Source organism: Vreelandella titanicae (assembly GCF_014697095.1).
Taxonomy (GTDB): domain Bacteria; phylum Pseudomonadota; class Gammaproteobacteria; order Pseudomonadales; family Halomonadaceae; genus Vreelandella; species Vreelandella titanicae.
Genome location: NZ_CP059082.1, coordinates 3932756 through 3953903, shown reverse-complemented (window position 1 = coordinate 3953903; position 21148 = coordinate 3932756). Strand labels below are relative to the sequence as shown.

The 21148-nt window shown below is 53.7% G+C and carries 16 protein-coding genes, 1 tRNA gene and 1 other RNA gene; 7 read left to right on the top strand and 11 right to left on the bottom strand.

Translation table 11 applies throughout. The features are described 5' to 3' along the window. Positions 1-41 precede the first annotated feature (41 nt). The 3 genes from HZS52_RS18275 (at position 42) to HZS52_RS18265 (ending at position 3249) form a co-directional block, all read left to right on the top strand. Positions 42-800: a DeoR/GlpR family transcriptional regulator gene (locus tag HZS52_RS18275; RefSeq protein WP_022523714.1), complete on the top strand. Its 759-nt coding sequence runs from the start codon at positions 42-44 to the stop codon at positions 798-800. A gap of 254 nt (positions 801-1054) precedes the next feature. Beyond that, positions 1055-2542 (top strand): glycerol kinase GlpK, encoded by a 1488-nt coding sequence (gene glpK, locus HZS52_RS18270; RefSeq protein ID WP_190373334.1) that lies wholly within the window; start codon positions 1055-1057, stop codon positions 2540-2542. Positions 2543-3024: 482 nt separating this feature from the next. Beyond that, positions 3025-3249 carry a hypothetical protein gene (locus tag HZS52_RS18265; protein WP_022523712.1) on the top strand — a complete coding sequence of 75 codons (225 nt, stop codon included), beginning with the start codon at positions 3025-3027 and terminating at the stop codon, positions 3247-3249. Between the two features lie 60 nt (positions 3250-3309). Here the strand turns inward: HZS52_RS18265 and HZS52_RS18260 are convergent, their stop codons facing one another. The 11 genes from HZS52_RS18260 to betI all read right to left on the bottom strand — a co-directional run bounded on the left by HZS52_RS18260 (position 3310) and on the right by betI (position 18104). Continuing rightward, positions 3310-4950: a glycerol-3-phosphate dehydrogenase/oxidase gene (locus HZS52_RS18260; RefSeq protein WP_190373333.1), complete on the bottom strand. Its 1641-nt coding sequence runs from the start codon at positions 4948-4950 to the stop codon at positions 3310-3312. Positions 4951-5069: 119 nt separating this feature from the next. Then, the gene (locus tag HZS52_RS18255) at positions 5070-6836 is read right to left on the bottom strand and encodes an ABC transporter substrate-binding protein (protein WP_161463372.1); all 1767 of its coding nucleotides are present in this window, start codon (positions 6834-6836) and stop codon (positions 5070-5072) included. Between the two features lie 83 nt (positions 6837-6919). Continuing rightward, positions 6920-7192: a DUF2160 domain-containing protein gene (locus HZS52_RS18250; RefSeq protein ID WP_190373332.1), complete on the bottom strand. Its 273-nt coding sequence runs from the start codon at positions 7190-7192 to the stop codon at positions 6920-6922. A 12-nt stretch (positions 7193-7204) separates the two neighbouring features. Then, entirely contained in the window at positions 7205-8101 is an 897-nt protein-coding gene (locus tag HZS52_RS18245) for a carbohydrate ABC transporter permease (protein WP_190373331.1), read from the bottom strand. Position 8102: 1 nt separating this feature from the next. Further along, positions 8103-8990 (bottom strand): carbohydrate ABC transporter permease, encoded by an 888-nt coding sequence (locus tag HZS52_RS18240; protein ID WP_022523708.1) that lies wholly within the window; start codon positions 8988-8990, stop codon positions 8103-8105. Further along, positions 8983-10107, bottom strand: a complete 1125-nt coding sequence (locus tag HZS52_RS18235) for an ABC transporter ATP-binding protein (protein ID WP_022523707.1) — start codon at positions 10105-10107, stop codon at positions 8983-8985. The genes HZS52_RS18240 and HZS52_RS18235 overlap by 8 nt, the downstream gene beginning before the upstream one ends. Then, positions 10100-11197, bottom strand: a complete 1098-nt coding sequence (locus HZS52_RS18230) for an ABC transporter ATP-binding protein (RefSeq protein WP_022523706.1) — start codon at positions 11195-11197, stop codon at positions 10100-10102. Before HZS52_RS18230 ends, HZS52_RS18235 begins: the two co-directional genes overlap by 8 nt. Before the next feature lie 200 nt (positions 11198-11397). Continuing rightward, a complete protein-coding gene (locus tag HZS52_RS18225; RefSeq protein WP_039858290.1) occupies positions 11398-13884 on the bottom strand; it encodes an acyl-CoA dehydrogenase in 2487 nt (828 codons plus the stop codon). Between the two features lie 230 nt (positions 13885-14114). Continuing rightward, on the bottom strand, positions 14115-15788 hold the full coding sequence (gene betA, locus HZS52_RS18220) for a choline dehydrogenase (RefSeq protein ID WP_190373330.1): 1674 nt from the start codon (positions 15786-15788) through the stop codon (positions 14115-14117). A gap of 202 nt (positions 15789-15990) precedes the next feature. Beyond that, complete coding sequence (gene betB, locus HZS52_RS18215) at positions 15991-17460, bottom strand: betaine-aldehyde dehydrogenase (protein ID WP_190373329.1); 1470 nt, start codon at positions 17458-17460, stop codon at positions 15991-15993. Positions 17461-17483: 23 nt separating this feature from the next. Continuing rightward, entirely contained in the window at positions 17484-18104 is a 621-nt protein-coding gene (betI, locus tag HZS52_RS18210; RefSeq protein ID WP_190373328.1) for a transcriptional regulator BetI, read from the bottom strand. A 229-nt stretch (positions 18105-18333) separates the two neighbouring features. Between betI and HZS52_RS18205 the strand changes: the two genes are divergently transcribed. The 4 genes from HZS52_RS18205 (at position 18334) to HZS52_RS18190 (ending at position 20945) form a co-directional block, all read left to right on the top strand. After that, a complete protein-coding gene (locus HZS52_RS18205; RefSeq protein WP_190373327.1) occupies positions 18334-19272 on the top strand; it encodes a choline ABC transporter substrate-binding protein in 939 nt (312 codons plus the stop codon). 100 nt (positions 19273-19372) lie between these two features. Then, positions 19373-19449 (top strand) — tRNA-Met (locus HZS52_RS18200). A gap of 52 nt (positions 19450-19501) precedes the next feature. Continuing rightward, an RNA gene (ffs, locus tag HZS52_RS18195) (signal recognition particle sRNA small type) lies at positions 19502-19598 on the top strand. Positions 19599-19679: 81 nt separating this feature from the next. Next, positions 19680-20945, top strand: a complete 1266-nt coding sequence (locus HZS52_RS18190; protein WP_190373326.1) for a site-specific integrase — start codon at positions 19680-19682, stop codon at positions 20943-20945. Positions 20946-21148 lie beyond the last annotated feature (203 nt).

The following is a 21148-nucleotide window of genomic DNA, read 5'->3' as shown; positions in this document are numbered from 1 at the left end:
ATTATGTTCAGATATCAATAAAAATCGAACAGGCCGGGCTTATGAATCAACAATTTCGTCAGGATGCCATTGTCGAGCTGGTTCGTCAGCACGGCTATATGAGTATTGAGCAGCTCACTGATCATTTTGCCGTGACACCACAAACCATCCGTCGCGATTTAAATACCCTGGCCAATGAGGGCCGGGTGAGGCGGGTGCATGGCGGAGTAGGAATCGAGTCGAGTACAGTCAATACCGCCTACAGCACGCGCAAGACACTGCATCTGGAAGAAAAGGAGCGCATTGCCCGCTGTTTAGCACAGCACATCCCGAATCACTCCTCTCTGTTTATTAATATCGGCACCAGCAATGAAGTGATTGCTCAAGCGCTGTTAGAGCACCAGGGCCTTGAGATCATTACCAATAATTTAAATGTTGCCGCTATCCTGCAACATAAAGAGGATTTCACTGTGATTATCGCCGGCGGTCAGGTGCGCTCCCGGGACGGCGGCATTATCGGTGAAGCAACGATCGACTTTATCAATCAGTTCAAAGTGGACTACGGCATTATCGGCATCAGCGGTATCGATGAGGATGGCTCACTGCTGGAGTTTGATTACCAGGAAGTGCGCGTTGCTCAGGCGATTATCGCCAATTCCAGGCGCATCTATCTGGCGGCGGACTACTCTAAATTTCACCGTAACCCGGTTGTTCGGCAAGGTAACCTGGAACAGCTGGATGCGCTATTTACCGACCGCAAACCCCCAGACGCGATTCAGCGCTTGCTGACGCAACACGATGTGGCGCTCTACATTGCTTAATGAGGTAGTTTCAGCCTTGAGCATTTTGGGCGGCTAGAGTAGCCTTGGATGATAATAAAGCGAAAACGTGGAAACCTCTGATTAACTATTGCGCTTGGCCATACAGCGTTAAAAATCGCCTCAAAATGCTCATTTACACCCCGTAAACTCCGCTTTTTCGTTGATTTTTGCCTTGTCTGGCCTGCGCTCATCACGTTAATCAGAGGTTTCCAATCATACAAAATCGAAAGATAATACAACAAAGCGAACTCGATATGTCCTCTTTTATACTCGCCATTGATCAAGGTACCACCAGTTCTCGCGCCATTCTGTTTGACCGCCAAGGCCAGGTGGCCGCTGTTGCCCAGCAAGAATTCACTCAGCACTTCCCCCACGACGGATGGATTGAGCACAACCCTGAAGACATTTGGGAAACCGTGGTGGCGACTTGCCGAGATGTGATGCGTAACGCTGAAGTTTCCGCCGACCAAATAGCCGGGATCGGCATTACCAACCAGCGGGAAACCACTATTCTGTGGGATCGGAAAACGGGTAAGCCACTCTATAACGCCATCGTTTGGCAGGATCGCCGTACCTCAGATTTATGCCAGTCACTGCGCGATCAAGGCTATACCGATACCGTTCAAGCTAAAACGGGCCTATTGATTGATCCCTACTTTTCAGCCACCAAGCTTGGTTGGGTATTGGACAACGTTGAGGGTGCTCGGGAGCGCGCCGAGAAGGGCGAGTTGGCATTTGGAACGGTAGATAGCTTTTTAATCTGGCGGCTGACAGGCGGTCAGCAGCACGTGACCGATGCCACCAATGCTTCGCGTACAGCGTTGTTTAATATCCATACTCAGGAGTGGGATGAAGAGCTGCTGGCGCTGTTTAATATTCCCGCCAATTTATTGCCCGAAGTGAAAGACTCCAGCGATGATTTTGGCACCACTGAAGCACACTGGCTGGGCGCCGCGCTCCCCATTGCTGGGGTAGCGGGGGATCAGCAGGCTGCTTTAGTGGGGCAGGCGTGCTTTCAACCGGGGATGGGTAAAAGCACCTATGGCACAGGCTGTTTTATGATTGTGAATACCGGCGAAACGCCCTCGCTGTCGCGCAATCGCCTGTTGACCACCATTGGCTACCGGCTTAATGGAAAGCCGACCTATGCCATGGAGGGCAGTATTTTCGTGGCGGGGGCGACGGTGCAGTGGTTACGTGACGGATTGAACCTGTTTGCCGATGCGTCAGAGACGGAGGCCTTGGCGCAGGAGACCCGCAGTGGCCACAGCGTTTATCTGGTGCCCGCCTTTACCGGCTTGGGCGCTCCACACTGGGATCCCAAAGCCCGCGGCGCTATTTTTGGGTTAACTCGCGATACCGGTATCGCTGAAATAGTCGCTGCAGGCCTGCAAGCGGTGTGCTATCAAACCCGAGACCTCCAGCACTGTATGAACGACGACATGGAGGCCGCACCAGGCACTTTGCGCGTCGACGGTGGCATGGTGAAGAACAGCTGGGTGATGCAGTTTCTTGCCGATATGCTGGGTGTCCAGGTGGATCGCCCTACGATTTTGGAAACCACGGCGCTGGGGGCTGCTTACTTAGCCGGGTTGCGTTTAGGTTGGTATCAAACCCTCGAAGAGATTGAGCAGCTGTGGCGCTGTGAGAAGAGCTTTATGCCTGCTATGGAGGAGACCACTCGCGAGCAGCTCTATCAAGGCTGGTTGGATGCGGTTTCGCGCGTGCGCTCTACGCCTTAGGTAATAACGATTTAGCCCCCTACTTAAGCACACTATCTATTAACTCTTTCGATTCTTTATAATGCGGCGGCCAATTAAACCATTGGCCGCCTTTCTTCGCTTTTAGCGCCCCTCATGAAAGTCTTTAACACACTTAACACTTAATGAGTGTTTATGTAGTCGAGTTACAACCCCCCCTGCTGCCAATGATGCATTGTGGGTTTTGTTGCAGTGAACCATAGTGAAGCCATGGATCAGGAAGGTGCTTCGTTATCCCGAGTCACTGCCCTGATCCCTGCTACAGAACCATAGCGCTTCAGTATTACCCGAGCGCTAAAGGCGAAGGTCTTGCAAAGCTTGTGACCGTTTCGCAGTTGCCGAACTGGGCACTTATCCGGCCCAGCATGAGTAGCAACGTCACCATACGTCGTTAACTAAGATGGCTGCTTTTTTTAACCGATAGTCGGTTAAGCAGCGGATGACCATACCATGAGGTATTACTAATGAACTGCATCGAACTGAGCCAACAAGCCGACAGCATCGCCAGCACTTTCAGCAAACAAGATCTCGCTAGACTTGTTGTGGCACTGAAGGGCAACCGTGAATCACTGCAGCATGCCGTTGAGGTCATCGACACAGTGGATAGCCGCTCAGGCTGCACACTGGAAGAAGCTTGGGATGAAGTGCTCTCAGGGGACTCTCAAATGCGAATTGAAGACGAAGAGTAGGGCAAGACTCGCTTATTGATTGTTTGAGCCCCCTCACTTAGGTGAGGGGGCTTTTTTACGCTAAACCGCTGTCGATGTCGGCGGAAGTGCAGTATCGCGATTTTGTTCGAAGTACTGGCTAAATCGATTTTCAGCATCGTCACCAAACAGTACCCGACACGCTTCCTTTAAACCGGTGGAATGGCGTAACTGCTCATGAGGTACCACCAGAGAAACTTTGGCGCGGCGGCGCAGGAAGTCCTCAAGCTGGGTGATCATCTCGTGGTCACGGGCATGCTCAATTTCACAACGGATGTACTCAGTGCCTTCAATGAGGATTTCGCCCTGAGCGGGATCCTGACGAATTTTCTCAAGCATCGGTATGGCTTGATCGGCATAGCGCCGCCACAGCCGAGAGGAGAGCAGCTCCGATGACGTAGAGGCGGTCATGGCATCCAGGTTCATACGCTTGGCTTGATCCATAAACTGCTGTTTCACGGGCTTGGCAGGTTCCCCGTACCACCGAAAGTTGGGGTCTGAAAGTGAAACGCCCAGGCGGCTGATCTCTTCGGCAATCTCATCCCCCACGTTCAAACAGTCGGTAAGTTTGCCACCAAAGATGCTGATATGCGCACTCTCAACGTTGGTATCGACCACATGCTTGCGAGAAAGCTGTAAAAAGTCTCGGTCACTGCCCTGATCATCTTTGATGGCTAAAGGCCTTACGCCACAGCGTGTCGAGATAATGTCGTCTTGTGTGAGCGGTTGATCTAGCGTTAGGCGTTTATTGATATTTTCCAGCACAAAGGCGATATCGTCAGCAGTAACGTCCACCTCTGGATGCTCCATATGGGTATCGGTAGTGCCGATACAGGTGCGATTGCCCATGGGAATGACGAAGAACAGCCTTCCATCGTCGGCAAAAAATGCCAACACCCGCTGTGAATCGGTTAGCTGTGGAACGATGAGGTGAATGCCCTTGGAGTAGAGGTGATGATGGGTAGTCTTTTGGCCGGTCAGCTCGTTATGCTGATCGACCCAGGGGCCAGCGGCGTTGATTAATACCTTGGCACGAATATCGAAGGTGCTGCCATCCATCACGTTGCGCGCTTTGGTCACCCATAGGTCGCCGACCCGTTCGGCGCCGAGTGACTCGACGTAGTTGGCGGCAATTGCTCCATAGTTAAGCGCGTGGCGCACAAAGTTGAACACAAAGCGTGCGTCATTATCGTGGAGGTAGGCGTCGGAGTACTCGAAGCCGCCAACGGCGTCCTCAATATCGATAATGGGTTCTTGCCGCTTAATCTTGTTAGGCGAGAGCAGGCGTGGCAGTTTAGTGAAGCCGTTGCCCATCAGCCAGTAAAGCCAGGTACCCGCCCATAGGTAGCGGGGTGAGTGGCGGAAACCTTTCGAAATAGTGGTCAGGAAACGAATCTCCTGCACGGTAGAGGGGTAACTCTTTATCAAGTGATTGCGGCTTTTGCACAATTTTCGAACCAGTGCAAAATCCTTGCTTTCCATGTACTTAATGCCTCCCCACACTAAGTTGGAGGAGTGCATGCTGGTGCTGCCAGCGAAGTCGCCGCGATCAATCAGTGCGACTTTAGCGCCTTTTCCAGCCAGCGCCGCCGCAGTGGCGGCGCCATTGATACCGCCCCCGATAATCAGGGCATCAAAGGTCTCGGTAGGTAATTTTTCTATATTTCGATTTCGCAGTTTCATAGCGGATCCAATTAACAAATAAATAGCCCTGGTGCCCTGGGTGTTTTCTCTTGTGCTATGGCCTGCCGCCAATGAAACCCTTGCAGGGCGGTTGCCCACCCTGCAAGCGTTACGCGTGATTACTCTTGGCGCGTACCGGCTTCCATCCAGGCTTCCATCATTTCGTCATAAGGAACGGTGGTGCCTTGTGGCATTTCATTGTCCAGCTTGGCTTTGGGTGAGCCTTCCTGATCCAGCCAGTATTGCGGATCCTGCTCTTCATTGAGCACGGGCGCATAGCTGTCGAAGACGTTGGCCCTGGCTAGGCGATGCATGGTGCTGTCCATATCCGCCGCCAGTTTGTCCAAGCCTTCCTGAGGCGTGACTTCACCACTCATGACAGGCGCCAGGTTTTGCCACCACAGTGGGGCCATGCGTGGGTAGTCAGGCACATTGGTGCCGGTAGGCGTCCAGTTCGACTCGTTGGGGCTGCGGTAGAACTCCACCAGGCCGCCTAATTTGGGGGCCATCTCGGTCATCTGCTCAGAGAAGATGTCAGATTCACGAATCGGCGTTAGACCGTGCATCAGTTTTTCCAAAGACACCGTTTTAGACACGGTGAACTGGCCGAACAGCCACGCCGCGGTGCGACGATCTTCCGGCGTTGAATCGAAGAACGTCCAGGCGCCTACATCTTGGTAGCCGACCTTCATACCCTCTTCCCAGTACGGGCCGGTGGGGGATGGAGCCATGCGCCATAGCGGGTTGCCTTCGTCATCGGTCACTGCGACTGCAGGGTCGGTCATGTCGGCAGTAAAGGCGGTGTACCAGAAAATCTGCTGGGCAATGTGTCCCTGCGCAGGTACTGGGCCAGCCTCACCAAAGGTCATGCCCTGTGCTTCGGGAGGGGCATAGTCACGCAGCCAATCGACGGCTTTTTGCATGGCAAATACCGAGGCCGGTGAGTTAGTAGCACCGCCGCGGCTTACGCTTGCGCCTACTGGCTGGCTATCTTCGTTGACGCGGATACCCCAGTCATCCACCGGGTTGCCGGAAGGGACGCCGGGGCTGCCCATACCTGCCATGGAGAGCCAGGAGTCGTGGAAGCGCCAGCCCAGTGATGGATCGCGGCGGCCGTAATCCATATGACCATACACCTTGGTGCCATCTATTTCGCCGACATGCTCGGTAAAGAACTCGGCGATATCTTGATAGGCCGTCCAGTTAGTGGGAACGCCAAGAGGATAGCCGTAGACCTCTTCGAACTGTGCCATCAGCTCAGGGTCGGTAAACCAGTCATAGCGGAACCAGTAGAGGTTAGCGAACTGTTGGGTGGGCAGTTGAAAGAGGCTGCCATCTGGCCCGGTGCCGTACTGCAGTCCAATAAAGTCGTCTAAATCCAGGGTGGGCAACGTATAGTCGGCCCACTCGTTCTCCATCGCTTCAGACAGGTTGATGGTGGTGCCATAACGAATATGCGTGCCGATGGAGTCGGTGTCATTGACGAAGCCATCGTAGATGCTGTTACCCGACTGCATCTGATTCTGCATGGTGTCCACCACATCACCTTCACCGATGATGTTGTGGGTCAGGTTAATGCCGGTCAGCTCACTAAAGGCTTCTGCAAGCACTTCACTTTCATAAACGTGAGTCGTGAGGCCTTCAGCCACGGTTTGAATATCCATGCCGCGGAAAGGCTCGGCAGCGTTGGCAAACCACATCAGCTCTTCGATCTGCTCTTCGCGGCTCAGGGTTGAGTTCTGGAAGTGCTCGTCGACCAAGCGTTCAGCGATGGCACGGGTATCCTGCTCTTGCGCTGACAGCGTTCCCGACGCCAGCAACAAGCTGGCGGCGAGGGTTGTCAGTTTGAATTTAGTCAGTTTGGATTTATTGTCGTGCTTTTGCATGTTGACCTCGTTTTGTTGTGTTCTTCCTTGATGGCTTGGCCGTCCTTGATACCGATTAAACGCTGATGGCATTTCCCCAAGGGCTATCCCCAGCGCATTAAAACCAGCAGCCATACGGCTGATACCGCTAGTGCTATCCAAATGGAAAGTGACGTGAAGCCGATCACGCCCAAATGGATAAAGGCTGCGGAGAGCAGGCCGATAAACAGCCGATCCCCGCGAGTGGTGGCAATGGGTAAAAAACCTTTGCGTTCAACAGTGGGCGACATGATCTCCCATACCGTCATGCCTGCCAGCATGGCCGCAATGGATGAAAAGAATATGGCGGTGGGCACTGTCCATACCATCCAAGTCATAGCGAGATCTCCTCAGGTACGGCCCAGGGCAAAGCCCTTGGCGATATGGTTACGAACGAAGTAGACCACCAGAATGCCTGGAATGATGGTGAGTACACCGGCGGCGGCCAAAGTGCCCCAGTCAATCCCAGAAGCAGTCGATGTGCGCGTCATGATCATGCCAATGGGCTGGGCGTCAGTGGCTGTCAACGTGCGGGCCAGCAACAGCTCCACCCAGGAGAACATGAACAGGAAGAACAGCGTGACGCCAATGCCTGAGCGGATCATGGGGATAAAAATCTTGACGAAAAAGCGCGGAAAGCTATAGCCGTCGATATAGGCGGTTTCATCGATCTCTTTAGGCACGCTGCTCATAAAGCCCTCCAAAATCCAGATAGCAAGGGGGATATTGAACAGGCAGTGAGCCAGCGCGACGGCGATGTGGGTATCGAACAGGCCTACCGAGTAGTAGAGCTGGAAGTAGGGCAGCAGAAATACCGCAGGTGGCGCCATTAGGTTGGTCAGCAGCCAGAAAAATAGATGCTTGTCGCCAATAAAGGTGTAGCGGCTAAAGGCGTAGGCGGCGGGTAGCGCGACGCAGATGGTAATCAGCATATTCATCGCTACATAGAGCATCGAGTTGACGTAGCCCATGTACCAGCTTGAGTTGGTGAAGATGCCGATGTAGTTATCAAAAGTAAGGTTCTGGGGCCACAGCGTCATGGAGCCCAGAATTTCGCTATTGGTCTGGAGCGACATATTGATCAGCCAGTAAATGGGCAGAATCATCAGCGTCAGATAAAGGCCAAGCAGGATACGTGAGCGCCAGTGTGCACGGGCAGTACGGTTACGCCGCTTGGCCGGTGAAACTTTGCTAAAAATGGTGTTGTACTTTTCACCGCGCTGGGTGTTTTCGAGTTGATAGCTCATGTTAGGCACCTCCGTGCGGCGGTTTGTCTTTCTGCATATTCATAATGGTGGTGTAGAACACCCAGCTCACCAGCAGAATGACCAGGAAGTAGATCAGCGAGAAAGCTGCAGAAGGGCCTAAATCCTGTTGGCCGACAGCCATAGTGGTTAGTGATTGACTTAAGAAAGTGGTGGCACTGCCCGGCCCGCCGCCCGTCAGTACAAAGGGTTCGGCGTAGATCATAAAAGAGTGCATAAAGCGCAGCAGCACGGCAATGACCAGCACGTTGGTTAGCTTGGGGAGCTGAATGTAGCGGAACACCGCCCATTTTGAGGCACGGTCGATACGTGCTGCTTGATAGTAGGCTTCGGGAATCGAGCGGAGACCGCTATAGCACAGCATGGCCACCAGCGGCGTCCAGTGCCACACGTCCATTAAAATGATGGTTACCCAGGCGTCGCCGGCATTACGGGTAATGTTGTATTCAATGCCCAGTTCGCGCAGGCCCCAGCCCATTAAGCCGATATCGCCACGGGTAAAGATTTGCCAGATACTGCCCACTACGTTCCAGGGAATCAGCAACGGCAGGGTAATCAGGATCAGCACCGCCGAGGCTTGCCAACCGCGTTTGGGCATAATGAGCGCGATGCCAATCCCTAGCGGAATCTGAATAGCCAGAATAATCAGCGAGAACGAAATTTGGCGCAGAAACGCTGCCTGCAGCGCGTCGTCGTTGAGCATGCTTTGAAACCACTCAGTGCCGGTAAAAAAGCGTGCGTTCGGCCCGAGCACGTCCTGCACCGAGTAGTTGACCACGGTCATGAGCGGAATGATGGCGGAAAAGGCCACCAACACCAGCATGGGAAGCACCAGTAGCCAGGCTCTGTTATTGGGTACCTTGTTATTCATGACCAGCCTCCACTAGGTATTCATCGATATACAGCGCTACGTGAGCAGCATCGAAGTGCGCAAACGCCGCTTCACTGACCGGCGGATGGCCTTCGGGCAGGCGTGCCTTAAACGTTTGCTCGTTGAGTTTGAAGGTCAGCAGGGAGTAGGTGCCCAGGTCTTGCACGCTGGTCACCTGAATCGGCACGCTATTGGCCACTTCACTTGAGGAAATGGCGATAAACTCGGGGCGGATGCCTAGTTTTATATTGTTATGGCTAATATTGTTAGCGCTGGCATTGGCAGCGCTGGCGACAGCGTGCTTCATCTGCTCGCTAACCGGCAGTGGCTGTGTGCCGAACATTACCTGATCGTCGCGATATTCCACGGCCATAAAATTCATGCCCGGGCTGCCAATAAAGTAACCCACAAAGGTATGCGCAGGGCGCTCGAACAGCTCACGTGGGGTGCCGAATTGCACCACCTGGCCCTCATACATCACGGCAATTTTATCCGCGAAAGTAGAGGCCTCGAGCTGATCGTGGGTCACGTAGATCATGGTGATATTGAAGCGCTCGTGAATCTCTTTGAGCTTGCGACGCAGCTTCCACTTTAGCTGCGGGTCGATAACGGTGAGCGGCTCATCAAACAGAATCGCCGTTACGTCGTCACGTACCAGCCCACGGCCCATGGAGACCTTCTGCTTCTCGTCGGCGGTCAGGTTTTTGGCCTTACGATCCAGCAAAGGGGTCAGCTCAAGAATATCGGCGACTTCGAGTACCTTGGGTTTCACCCGGTACTCGGGGGTATTCATATTGCGCAGGGGAAAGGCAAGATTATCGAACACCGTCATGGTGTCGTAGATCACCGGAAACTGGAACACCTGGGCAATATTGCGCTCTTCTGGGGGCAACTCATTGACCCGCTGACCGTCGAAAAGTACGTCACCCTCCGAGGGTTCAAGCAGGCCCGAAATAATGTTCAGAAGGGTCGATTTACCGCACCCTGAAGGGCCCAATAGGGCATAGGCGCCGCCCTGATGCCATACATGATCCATCTGTCGGATGGCGTAATCTGCCGCACCCTTGGGTGTTTTTTCGTAGGAGTGCGCCAAGCCTTTTAGTGTGATCTCAGCCATGGGCAGCTCCTCCCTGACGTGCAGGAATATGTACCGTGTGCCCCTGCTTGTCGAAGGCGTAAAGTTGATGGGTGGGGAAGTAAACTTTCAGAGGTTCATTAACACTAAACTGGTGAATACCCGCTAAGTGCAGCACTAAGGGAAAGCGTTCGTGGCGAACATGCAGGAAGGTTTCAGAGCCGCTAATTTCCGCTACATCCACATGGACATCCAGGGCCAGGTCATCGGCCTGCTGGGGTTGTAGAGTGAGATGCGAAGCTCGCACGCCAAAGTCGTAATCACCCGGTTCAAGACGCTTTAGCTCGTCATCGCAGGGAAAGTGAAGCGTTTGGTCGAAGGTGATCTCGCTGTCGGTCAGCTGACCGGGAACGATATTGATTGGGGGTTCGGAGAACATTTCTGCGCTAAAGCGGCCATTGGGCTCGCGATAGACCTGCTCGGTAGGGCCGTATTGGAGAAGCCTGCCTTCGTGCAGTACCGCCGTATTGCCGCCCAGCGCTAACGCTTCATTGGGCTCGGTGGTGGCATATACCGCAATGCAGTTACGCGCTTTAAACAGATCACGCAACTCATCGCGTAGCTCTTCGCGGAGCTTATAATCCAGATTGACCAGCGGTTCATCAAACAGAATTAAGTCGGCATCTTTGATCAAGGCCCGCCCCATGGCGGTACGCTGCTGTTGGCCACCAGAGAGTTCCTGCGGGTAGCGGTTAAGCAGGTGCTCGATATGCAGCATTTCAGCAATTTCGCCAACCCGTTTATCAATTTCGCTTTTTGGGTGTTTGGCCAGTTTAAGCGGCGACGCAATGTTGTCGTAAACGGTGAGGCTGGGGTAGTTGATAAACTGCTGGTACACCATGGAGACATTGCGTTTACGCACTGAGACGTTCGTGACGTCTTTGCCATCCATAATAATTTTGCCGCGGGTGGGTGGTTCAAGCCCCGCCATTAGGCGCATTAAAGTGGTTTTGCCAGCAAGTGTTCGCCCAAGCAGCACATTAAAGGATCCTGGCTCTAGGGCTAAGTCTATCCCACTGATATGGGGCACACCGTTAACGATGTGATCGATATTTTGCAAATGTAAGGACATGCCGATCTCGCTAGCGTCATTGTTGTTGGATAAGGTAGATCGTTTTCGTTTACGAAAGGCTAGTTGATCGTTTGCGAACTTGCAACGCGTTTTTGGTTCCTTGGTCTACGCATTTAGGTGTAGAAAGTGAACACAAAAAAGCCGACTCCTGGCATGCAGGAGTCGGCTATCTTTACAGGTAATGCTTTGAAAAAGAGGTATTACTTAACGTTTTCTTCCTCCTGCTTAGGCGCTACCACAGGTTTTCCGTTGTGCTCGATCAGCGTGGACTTATTCTTGGCAAAGGCATCGTAGGCAAAATCGTCCACGGTGAGCATTTCCAGTACTTCGGCCTCGAAGGTACGCATAAAGTCGGCATCCTCTTCATTGATCAGGCCTTTTTCCAGACCGGCTTCTACACGTGCCTCAGGATGCAGCGCCGTTTGCGGGAGTTTGCCTTTAGCATACGCCTTGTTCACCGTGCGGTAGATCGCCTCGGCGCGGTCATAATCGACCAGCAAAGCGTTGTAGCGCGCCAGCGGGTTGCGCTGTTCACCGTCGTCTGCATCCCAGGTGTTTTCCAGCAGCTTGGTGCGCAGGGCACTGTGTGTAGACACACGCTTAGCGATATCCCGGGCCAGGTCATCGTGGGGTTTATTCCAGCGGCGACCGGTGGGCATTACTACGGCGTTGAGCGTTTTACCTAGCGCACGGTTGGGTAGATTATCGAAAATCTCCACAAACGCCTGCTCGGCACGCTGGAGCAGGAAGCGGCAGCTGTAGTGCAACAGCGCCTCTTCGCCTTCTACTTTACTGCCTGCCTGCCACTGCTTGAGTACCATTGAGGTGAGATAGAGGTTAGACAGCACATCCCCCAGCCGTGCAGAGATCATTTCACGTTTCTTCAGCGCTGAACCCAGGCTTGCCATGGCAGCATCGGCACACAGGCCAAAGCCAGCGGAGAGGCGGGCAATATCCTGGGCATAGGCGGCGGCGGGGCCGTCGAAGGGTACGCTGGCTTTACCAATGCCAAAGCCGAGGGTAAAGGCGCGCGCAGCGTTACCAAAGATCAAGCCCGCGTGACCGAAGAAGGCTTTATCGAACGCCTGCATATCGTTGGCGTCTTTGGCAGCCAGTTCTTCTAGTACGTAGGGGTGGCAGCGAATAGCTCCCTGACCAAAGATCATCAGGTTGCGGGTCATGATGTTGGCGCCTTCCACGGTGATCGCCACCGGGTTGGCGCTGTAACCGATACCGAGGTAGTTGCGCGGGCCAAGAGTGACCGCCTTGCCGCCGTGAACGTCCATCGCATCGCTAAGCAATACGCGCTGGAACTCGGTCAACTGGCTCTTCAGGATGGCTGAGGGCACGGCGGGTTTTTCGCCGTGGTCGATCATATTGGCGGTTTGATACACGGTGGCCTGGGAGATATAGGCCAGCGCCGTCATGCGGGCGAGGGGCTCTTGCACACCTTCCATTTCGGCAACCGGCACGTTGAACTGACGACGAACACGGGTGAAACCGCCGCTCCAGCCCAGGGCGTAACGCGCGGTGCCGGTGGCGCCTGACGGCAGCGTGATGCAGCGGCCGATAGACAGACACTCCACCAGCATCCGCCAGCCTTGGCCGATCATGTCTGGGCCGCCAATGATGGTGTCCAGCGGAACAAAGACATCTTTGCCGATAATCGGGCCGTTCATAAACGGGCTGCCGATAGGGTGGTGACGGCGGCCGATTTCCATGCCGTCGGTATCGCGGGGAATCAACGCCAGGGTAATACCGCGATCTTCTTCGTCACCCAGCAATTTTTCCGGGTCAAACAGACGGAAGGCAAGACCAACGACTGTGGCGATGGGCGCCAGAGTGATCCAGCGTTTTTCGAAGTTAAGGCGCAGGCCGATCACTTCTTCGCCGTTAATGGTTTGCTTACATACAACGCCAGTGTCTGGCAGCGAGGTAGCGTCAGAACCTGCGCGGGGGCCGGTGAGGCCAAAACAGGGGATCTCGCGGCCATCGGATAAGCGCGGCAGGTAATGATCTTTCTGCTCTTGGGTACCGTATTTAAGCAGCAGCTCGCCAGGGCCGAGGGAGTTGGGTACGCCCACGGTCACCATCAGGGTTTCATTGACGGAGAGCTTCTGCAGTACCATGGACTGAGCCTTGGCCGAGAAGCCAAGACCACCGTACTCCTTCGGAATAATCATGCCGAAGAAGCCCTCTTTTTTCAGGTAGTCCCAAAGCTGCTGGGGCAGGTCGGCGCGCTCCTGGGCGATGTCCCAGGCGTTGCACATGCCAGCGGCTTTCGCACACTGATTGGCTAGGAAGGCTTTCTCATCGTCGCGTAGGCCATCGTCTTTAAAGGCGAGCAGTTTTTCCCACTGGGGTTTGCCTGAAAATAGCTCTCCGTCCCAGGAAACGCTGCCCGCTTCCAGAGCTGTGCGCTCGGTGGCGGAAACTTTGGGGGCGACTTTTTTAAAGGTGGCGAATAAGCGCGGTGTGAGCCACTTGCGACGCAGTGCAGGCAGGCCTGCCACGGCTACTGCCGCAGCGCCAAGAAGCAGCAGACCACCAATGATTTCCGCGTCAAACAGTAGGCCAACAAGGCCTAATACGCCAAACACAGCTAGCGCCGCGGGAGCGCCTGCTTCGCGACGCATGACCACGAGCAAGCCGACAATGGCGAGCACGATCAGAAGTAGGGTGAGCATAGGTTATCTCTCTTTTTGCTGGCCACTGTTGCAGGCCGACTGTTGTTAATAAAACGCGAGTAACATCGTTGTTGAGATATTGAGTCGAACACTTGTTTGAATATTGGCAGATGGGGGCTATCACACGCAAGTTTTTAGGCACGTTTGGCGTAGCTTGTTCCTTTAACGTAGCCAAAAAAAACGCCATGGCGACAAGCCATGGCGTTTGGAGTAAAAAACAGACTAAATGTTCAGGCGCGTTTGGCCGGTGCTCCGTTGGCGACGTAATAGTCAACGCTGGCACGGGGAAGCGGCTCATGGCCTTTGATACGGTCGGCGATTTTCTCGGCCAACATAATGGTGGGCGCATTCAGGTTGCCGGTGGGAATCACCGGGAACAGTGAGGCATCTACGACGCGAAGGCCTTCAATACCATGGACACGACCCTGGCCGTCGGTGACGGCCATTTCACCCTCGCCCATACGGCAGCTACCGCAGGGGTGGTAGGCGGTTTCGGCGTGCTGTTTGACGAAGGCATCGAGCTCGGCATCCGACTGCACGTCGGGCCCTGGTGCTATCTCGCGACCACGGTATTTATCAAAGGCTGGCTGAGCGATGATATCGCGAGTCAGGCGAATAGCATCGCGGAACTCTTCCCAATCTTTCTCTTTGGCCATGTAGTTGAACAGGATGCTGGGCGCGGCGTGTGGATCTTTCGAGGTAAGTCGAATACGACCACAGCTTTCTGAACGCATGGAGCCAACGTGGGCCTGGAAGCCATGGGCCTGCACCGCGCTCTTGCCGTTATAGCTAATGGCAATGGGCAGGAAGTGGTATTGCAGATTGGGCCACTCCTCTTCATCGCGGCTGCGGATAAAACCACAGGATTCAAACTGGTTGCTGGCGCCCACGCCGGTGCCATTGAACAGCCATTCAGCACCAATTTTGGGCTGGTTGTACCACTTTAGCGCGGGGTAGAGCGAGATGGGTTCTTTGCACTCGTACTGGATGTACATCTCCAGGTGATCCTGGAGGTTTTCACCTACGCCGGGCAGGGCGTGAACCGTCTCGATACCCAGTTCCTTCAGCAGTTCAGGGTTGCCGATGCCTGAGCGCTGCAGAATCTGCGGGGAAGCGATGGCGCCACCGCACAGGAGTACTTCACGGCGGGCGTAGGCCTGCTGTTTTTCGCCTTTCTGCTCATAACGTACCCCCACGGCACGTTTACCTTCGAATTCAATAATATCGGTAACGGCATGGGTTTCGATGGTGAGGTTGTGGCGCTGTTTGGCGGTATCCAGGTAGCCTCGGGCCGTTGATGCGCGGCGGCCTTTGGGTGTGACGAAGCGATCCATAGGGCCGAAGCCTTCTTGCTGGTAGCCGTTAACGTCTTCGGTTTCCGGGTAGCCAGCCTGCTTGCCGGCTTCAATAAAGGTGCGATAAAGCGGGTTGTTATCCGCTTTGGGCGTGGTCACGCTGACCGGGCCGTCGCCACCGTGGTAGCTGTTGGGTCCAATGTCGCGGGCTTCGCACTTTTTGAAGTAGGGCAGGCAGCTTAGGTAGTCCCAATCTTCGAGGCCGGGCTGTTTGGCCCAGTTGTCGTAATCGAGTGCATTACCGCGGATATAGCACATGCCGTTAATCAGTGAGGAGCCGCCCAACCCTTTGCCACGACCACACTCCATGCGGCGACCATCCATATGTGGCTCGGGGTCGGTTTCAAACGCCCAGTTGTAGCGCTTGCCCTGTAGTGGGAATGCCAAGGCAGCGGGCATTTGGGTGCGGAAATCGAAGCGGTAGTCGGGCCCGCCCGCTTCTAACAGCAATACGCTGACGTTGCTGTCTTCGGTGAGGCGGGTAGCGAGCACATTGCCCGCCGAGCCTGCACCGATAATGATGTAATCAAATTCGCGTGGTTGAGACATAGTGTCTCCTTAAGAAATCTGGCGAGTCGAGGAAGTGAGCCGGTAGGCATAAAAGCGAAGCGTCTTTTTCAGGGCCGGAAAGTGCTCCATGCGATTCCAGCATTCCCGCCATCCTTGGCGGTCAGATGAAAAAGCCGAGCACCCATGGATGGGTTCACAGCGTCTTCGTGTTATGCCTACCGGCGGAGCTTAGTGCTTAGAGTTAAAACACTGACTCAAATGGCCCCATCTCGATTTGTACCGACTTGGTCTGGGTGTAGTGATTGAGCGTCTCAACACCATTTTCGCGACCAATGCCCGACTCTTTATAGCCGCCTACCGGCATCTCCGAGGGTGACTCACCCCAGGTGTTAATCCAGCAAATACCCGCTTCCAACTGGTGGATCACGCGGTGGGCGCGGTTCAAGCTTTCGCTGAAGACACCGGCGGCCAGGCCGTAGGTGGTGTCATTGGCGCGGCGAATGACTTCCGCCTCATCATCAAAGGCGAGTACCGACATCACCGGGCCAAAGATCTCTTCGCGCACGATACGCATCTCATCAGTGCAGTCGGTAAACACGGTGGGTGCAGCCCAGGCGCCATTGGCAAAGCTACCAGTGTTCCAGTCGTCGCCACCCACGAGCAGGCGAGCGCCTTGCTCTTTGCCCAGGGCAATATAGGAGAGCACTTTCTCCTGATGCTCGAAGCTGACCAGGGGGCCAAAGTTGACGCTGGGATCCATGGGATCGCCTGCTTTGATGCGCTTAACGCGCTCTACCAGCTTGGCTTCAAAGGCGTCTTTAACGCTACGTTCAACAAATACCCGCGTGCCGTTGGTACAGATTTGGCCGCTGGAGTAGAAGTTGGCCATCATGGCGGCGTCTGCAGCGCGATCAAGATCGGCATCTGCAAACACCAGAATCGGCGATTTGCCGCCCAGTTCCATGGTGACGTCTTTCAGCGTTGAACTAGCAGCGGCGGCCATCACTTTCTTGCCGGTGCCTGCTTCGCCGGTGAACGAGACTTTGGCGATGCCTGGGTGCTCGGTGAGCATGGCGCCTACGCGGCCGTCGCCCTGAACCACGTTAAAGACGCCGTTGGGCAGGCCTGCCTCGGTAAAGATTTCCGCTAGTTTCATCACGGTCAGCGGGGTCACTTCGCTGGGCTTGAATACCACTGCGTTGCCTGCCGCCAGCGCCGGGGCGGCTTTCCAGCAGGCGATTTGGATCGGGTAGTTCCAGGCGCCAATGGCACCAATGACACCCAAGGGCTCGCGGCGAGTGTACACAAAAGAGCTGTCGCGAAGGGGGATCTGGCTGCCTTCAATAGCCGGCGCCAGGCCCGCGTAGTACTCCAACGCATCTGCGCCGGTAACGATATCGACACTGGCCGTTTCGCTGATCGGCTTGCCGGTATTGCGGGTTTCAAGCTCAGCTAGCTCGTCATTGCGCTCCCTCAGCAGCGCGACGGCGCGCAGCAGGATGCGTGAGCGCTCCATGCCGCTCATCGCGGCCCACTCGCGCTGGCCGCGCTGGGCTGCGGCGACCGCGGTGTCAACATCCGCTTGGCTGGCTTGGCCGATAGTGGCCAGCAGGCTGCCATCGAAGGGGTTGGTAACGGTAAAAGTATCGCCTGAAGTGGCGTTTACCTGGCGACCATCAATATAAAGTGGCTGTACGTCTTGAGCGGCCATGTCGATCTCCAAGAATCAGAAAATTAAAGGTAAATATTGGATGCTTTGTTGGTGCATCCATGATGAGCAAAAAGCTGGTCGAGATAGGTGTGGGCAAGGTAGCGGGCCTCTTCGGCGTCAAGGCCTTCTGGCGTTAGCGCGCCACGCAGCCATAGCCCATCAATCATGGCGGCTAAGCCGCGTGCTGCGTTACGGGCTTCTACGCGGGGCATAACACGTCGGAACTGGTAACATAAATTGCTGTAAAGACGGCGATCATTGACGTTTTGCAGACGCTGCAGCATAGGCTTATGCATGCTGCTGGCCCAGAATGCTAACCATGTCTTGGCGGCGGGGCCGGTGACCTGAGTGCGGTCAAAGTTACCCTCAATAATGGCACCGATATGGGCGCGGGGAGAGTCGTCTTCCAGCGCATGGCGACGCACCGCAACGGCTCCGGACAGGTCGGTCAGGATTTGCCGCATCGTCGCTTCCAGCAAGCCATCTTTACCGCCAAAATAGTGGCTGATAATGCCCGCTGACACGCCCGCATGGCGGGCAATTCGCATCACGGTAGTTTCGGCTAAGCCGACTTCATCAATGGCTGCCATAGTCGCGTTGATTAACTGCTGGCGGCGTATCGGTTCCATTCCCACCTTTGGCACGACGTTCTCCTAATTCGTTGAATGCCTAACAGGGCCGTTGCTTGAAACCCGAGCGTAGACATGATTACCTAACAATGATGGCATTTTTTTATTGAACGTTCAATCAATAAAAAGGCGCCGATGATTGTTACGCACTGCGACCACTGCAGCAACGGAGTGTTCGTATCTATGTTTTGGAAATACGTATTGGCAATATGTATTGGCAATAAGCTTATAAAAGGGGACTACGATGATGAGCAGAACTTCTTCACGCTATGCAGGTGCTTTATTGCTGGCAGCGGGTCTGCCCATGGCAGCATATGCAAATGAGTGCAGCAGTGTACGCTTTGCCGAAGTGGGCTGGACGGATATTACCGCCACCACGGCGCTCGCTAGTGAAGTCCTCGAAGGGCTTGGCTATGAGCCAAGCGTCGACACCGTTTCCGTTCCGATTGCCTACGCCGGTATGCGCAACAATGATTTCGATGTTTTCTTGGGTAACTGGATGCCTTCGATGGCCTCTATTAGTGATCCCTATATCGAGCGCGGTGAAGTTGAGCGCTTGGCAACCAACCTGGAAGGGGCAAAGTACACTCTGGCAGTACCCCAATACGTTTACGATGCGGGGGTAACCTCGGTTAACGATTTAGCGGAACATGCGGAGCAGTTTGAGCGTAGTGTGCATGGCATCGAAGCGGGTAACGACGGCAACGAGCTCATTGAGCAGATGATCGATGACGATGCGTATGGGTTAGGCGATTGGCAGGTGATCGATTCCAGTGAAGCCGGCATGCTGGCAGAACTGCGCGCTCGGGTGCCTAATGAGCAGTGGATGGTGTTTTTAGGTTGGGAACCGCACCCCATGAACTCCAACTTCGATATGGCTTATCTTTCTGATGCTGATGACTATTTTGGCCCAAATTTAGGCGGCGCGACTGTGCACACGAATACCCGAGCGGGATTCGTGGATGAGTGCCCGAATGTGGGTACCTTGCTGCGCAATATGACCTTCACGCTGGAAATGGAAAATCAGCTCATGAGCGCGATCATGGATGATGGCGAAGATCCCCGTGATGCGGCGCGTGACTATTTGAAGGCTAATGATAGCCTGCTGGACGAGTGGTTAGACGGCGTTACAACACGAGACGGCGAGCCAGGTGCAGAGGCCGTGCGCGCCGCTATTCAGTAAGTCGATTTCGGTATGCTTTGTTGACTAGTAGGGCAAGCCGGAATCCGGCTTGCCTTTCGTCATTAAGGTAGGCATAATCTGCACCCGTTGATGAGGGAAAGGCTACGTAGCTCAGCTGGTTAGAGCACATCACTCATAATGATGGGGTCCCCTGTTCAAATCAGGGCGTAGCCACCACATCAGCCTCAGCACACTTACTCTATAACAGAGTGTGCCGTTATGGTGGTCCCTTAGGTCCTCCCGCAACGCTAAACTGCGAACCCCGCCAGGCCCGGAAGGGAGCAACGGTAGTGGTGGCTGCGTGTGCCGGGATGTGGCTTTTGGGGCTGCCTCCATTTGTAGTAAGCAATTGATAGAGCTTGGGAATTTCGCCTTCTGCGTCTAAGTGATACAGAATGGTGGTACAAATGAGCTCACCCTACCTATTAAAATCTCGTCATGGCATATACTACTTTCGTTTGGTTATTCCTGTCCCGCTTCGGGTAGTCATTGGGAAGACGGAATTAAGACGATCCCTCAAAACCAGAAGCAAACGAGAAGCTTTATTAAAGAGCGCTAGGCTGCTGCTAGAAGCTCAAGAGCTATTGGGTAGTGCAGAGGGTAGGGAGACGGGTAGCGATCCTACTCCAGCCTTTACAGGCGCTCCTAGGCCTCCTTCTGATACTACTCTGTCCGCGCCTGTTCCTACACTCTCCCAATTCTTTGAGTCGTATCGTCAATTTCAGCTAGTCCAAGGGGTTAGCTTAAAAACGCTAGATGATAAAGAAGCCGTTGTTCATCTGTTGCTGTTGATCTGTCAAGATAAGAGGGTTGACTACTACACCATAGGCGATGCCAAGCTCTTTCGAGAGAAAGCCTTACAGCTACCTCCGCTAGCTCTTCGCACACTACAAAAGCATCCCAATAAGGTGCTCTCAGACTTGATTGGTAGGGGTGAATCTGCCATCAGCATTACAACCTATAACAACTACATTAAAAGTTTATCTACCATTTTTTCATATGCACAAAAAGAAGGAATATTGAAGAGCAATCCATTTGCTAATATGAGAATCAAGAATCCTATGCGGGTTAGCTCATACCGTGATGTATTCACTCCTAGTGAAGTGGCATTAATATTCAAAAAAACAAGCCATTATCGAGAGTCTAAACAAAGTTTCAAGTATTGGTTGCCTAGGCTGGCTTATTATACTGGTGCGCGTTTGAATGAGTTATGTCAGTTATGCAAGCAAGATATAAAATTAATAAATGATGTGCCATGCATCCACATACAAGCAGTTTCACCAAATCAAAGAATAAAGAACTCTTCTTCTGAGAGAGTTATACCTTTACATAGCAAGCTTGTAGAGTTTGGTTTCAATGAATGGGTGGAGAACCAAGATAATCAAATATTTCCAATGCTTAGATATTCTGATAAACATGGATATTCAGCTACACCAAGTCGATGGTTTGGGAGGTTCAAAGCTGATCTAGGCTTGTTTGAAGATGGCGCTGGAAAGAAAGACTTTCATAGTTTTAGGCACACAGTAGCCGATGAGTTGAAGCAGAAAGGAGTGAGCGAAAACTTAATAGGCGGAATTCTGGGGCATACAACGGGTGGAATAACCAACACGCGATACGGAAAGGATTTTAAGCCTGAAGTTTTGAAGCCGGTAATTGAGTTGCTGGCGCACTGAAGGTAGCTCGTCCAATTTTAGACACTATTGCACCTGCGTATAGCTATGTTTTATTCTGCATAGGTGGGTGCAGAGAAAGGATAGATAGCAATGTCTAGATAGACTAAGATGTACTAGATACTTAAGATTGAGTGATCTATTGCTGATATTAAAAATACATCTAGTATTCACGTTTTTAATTGTTCATAACAAACGGAAGGGTG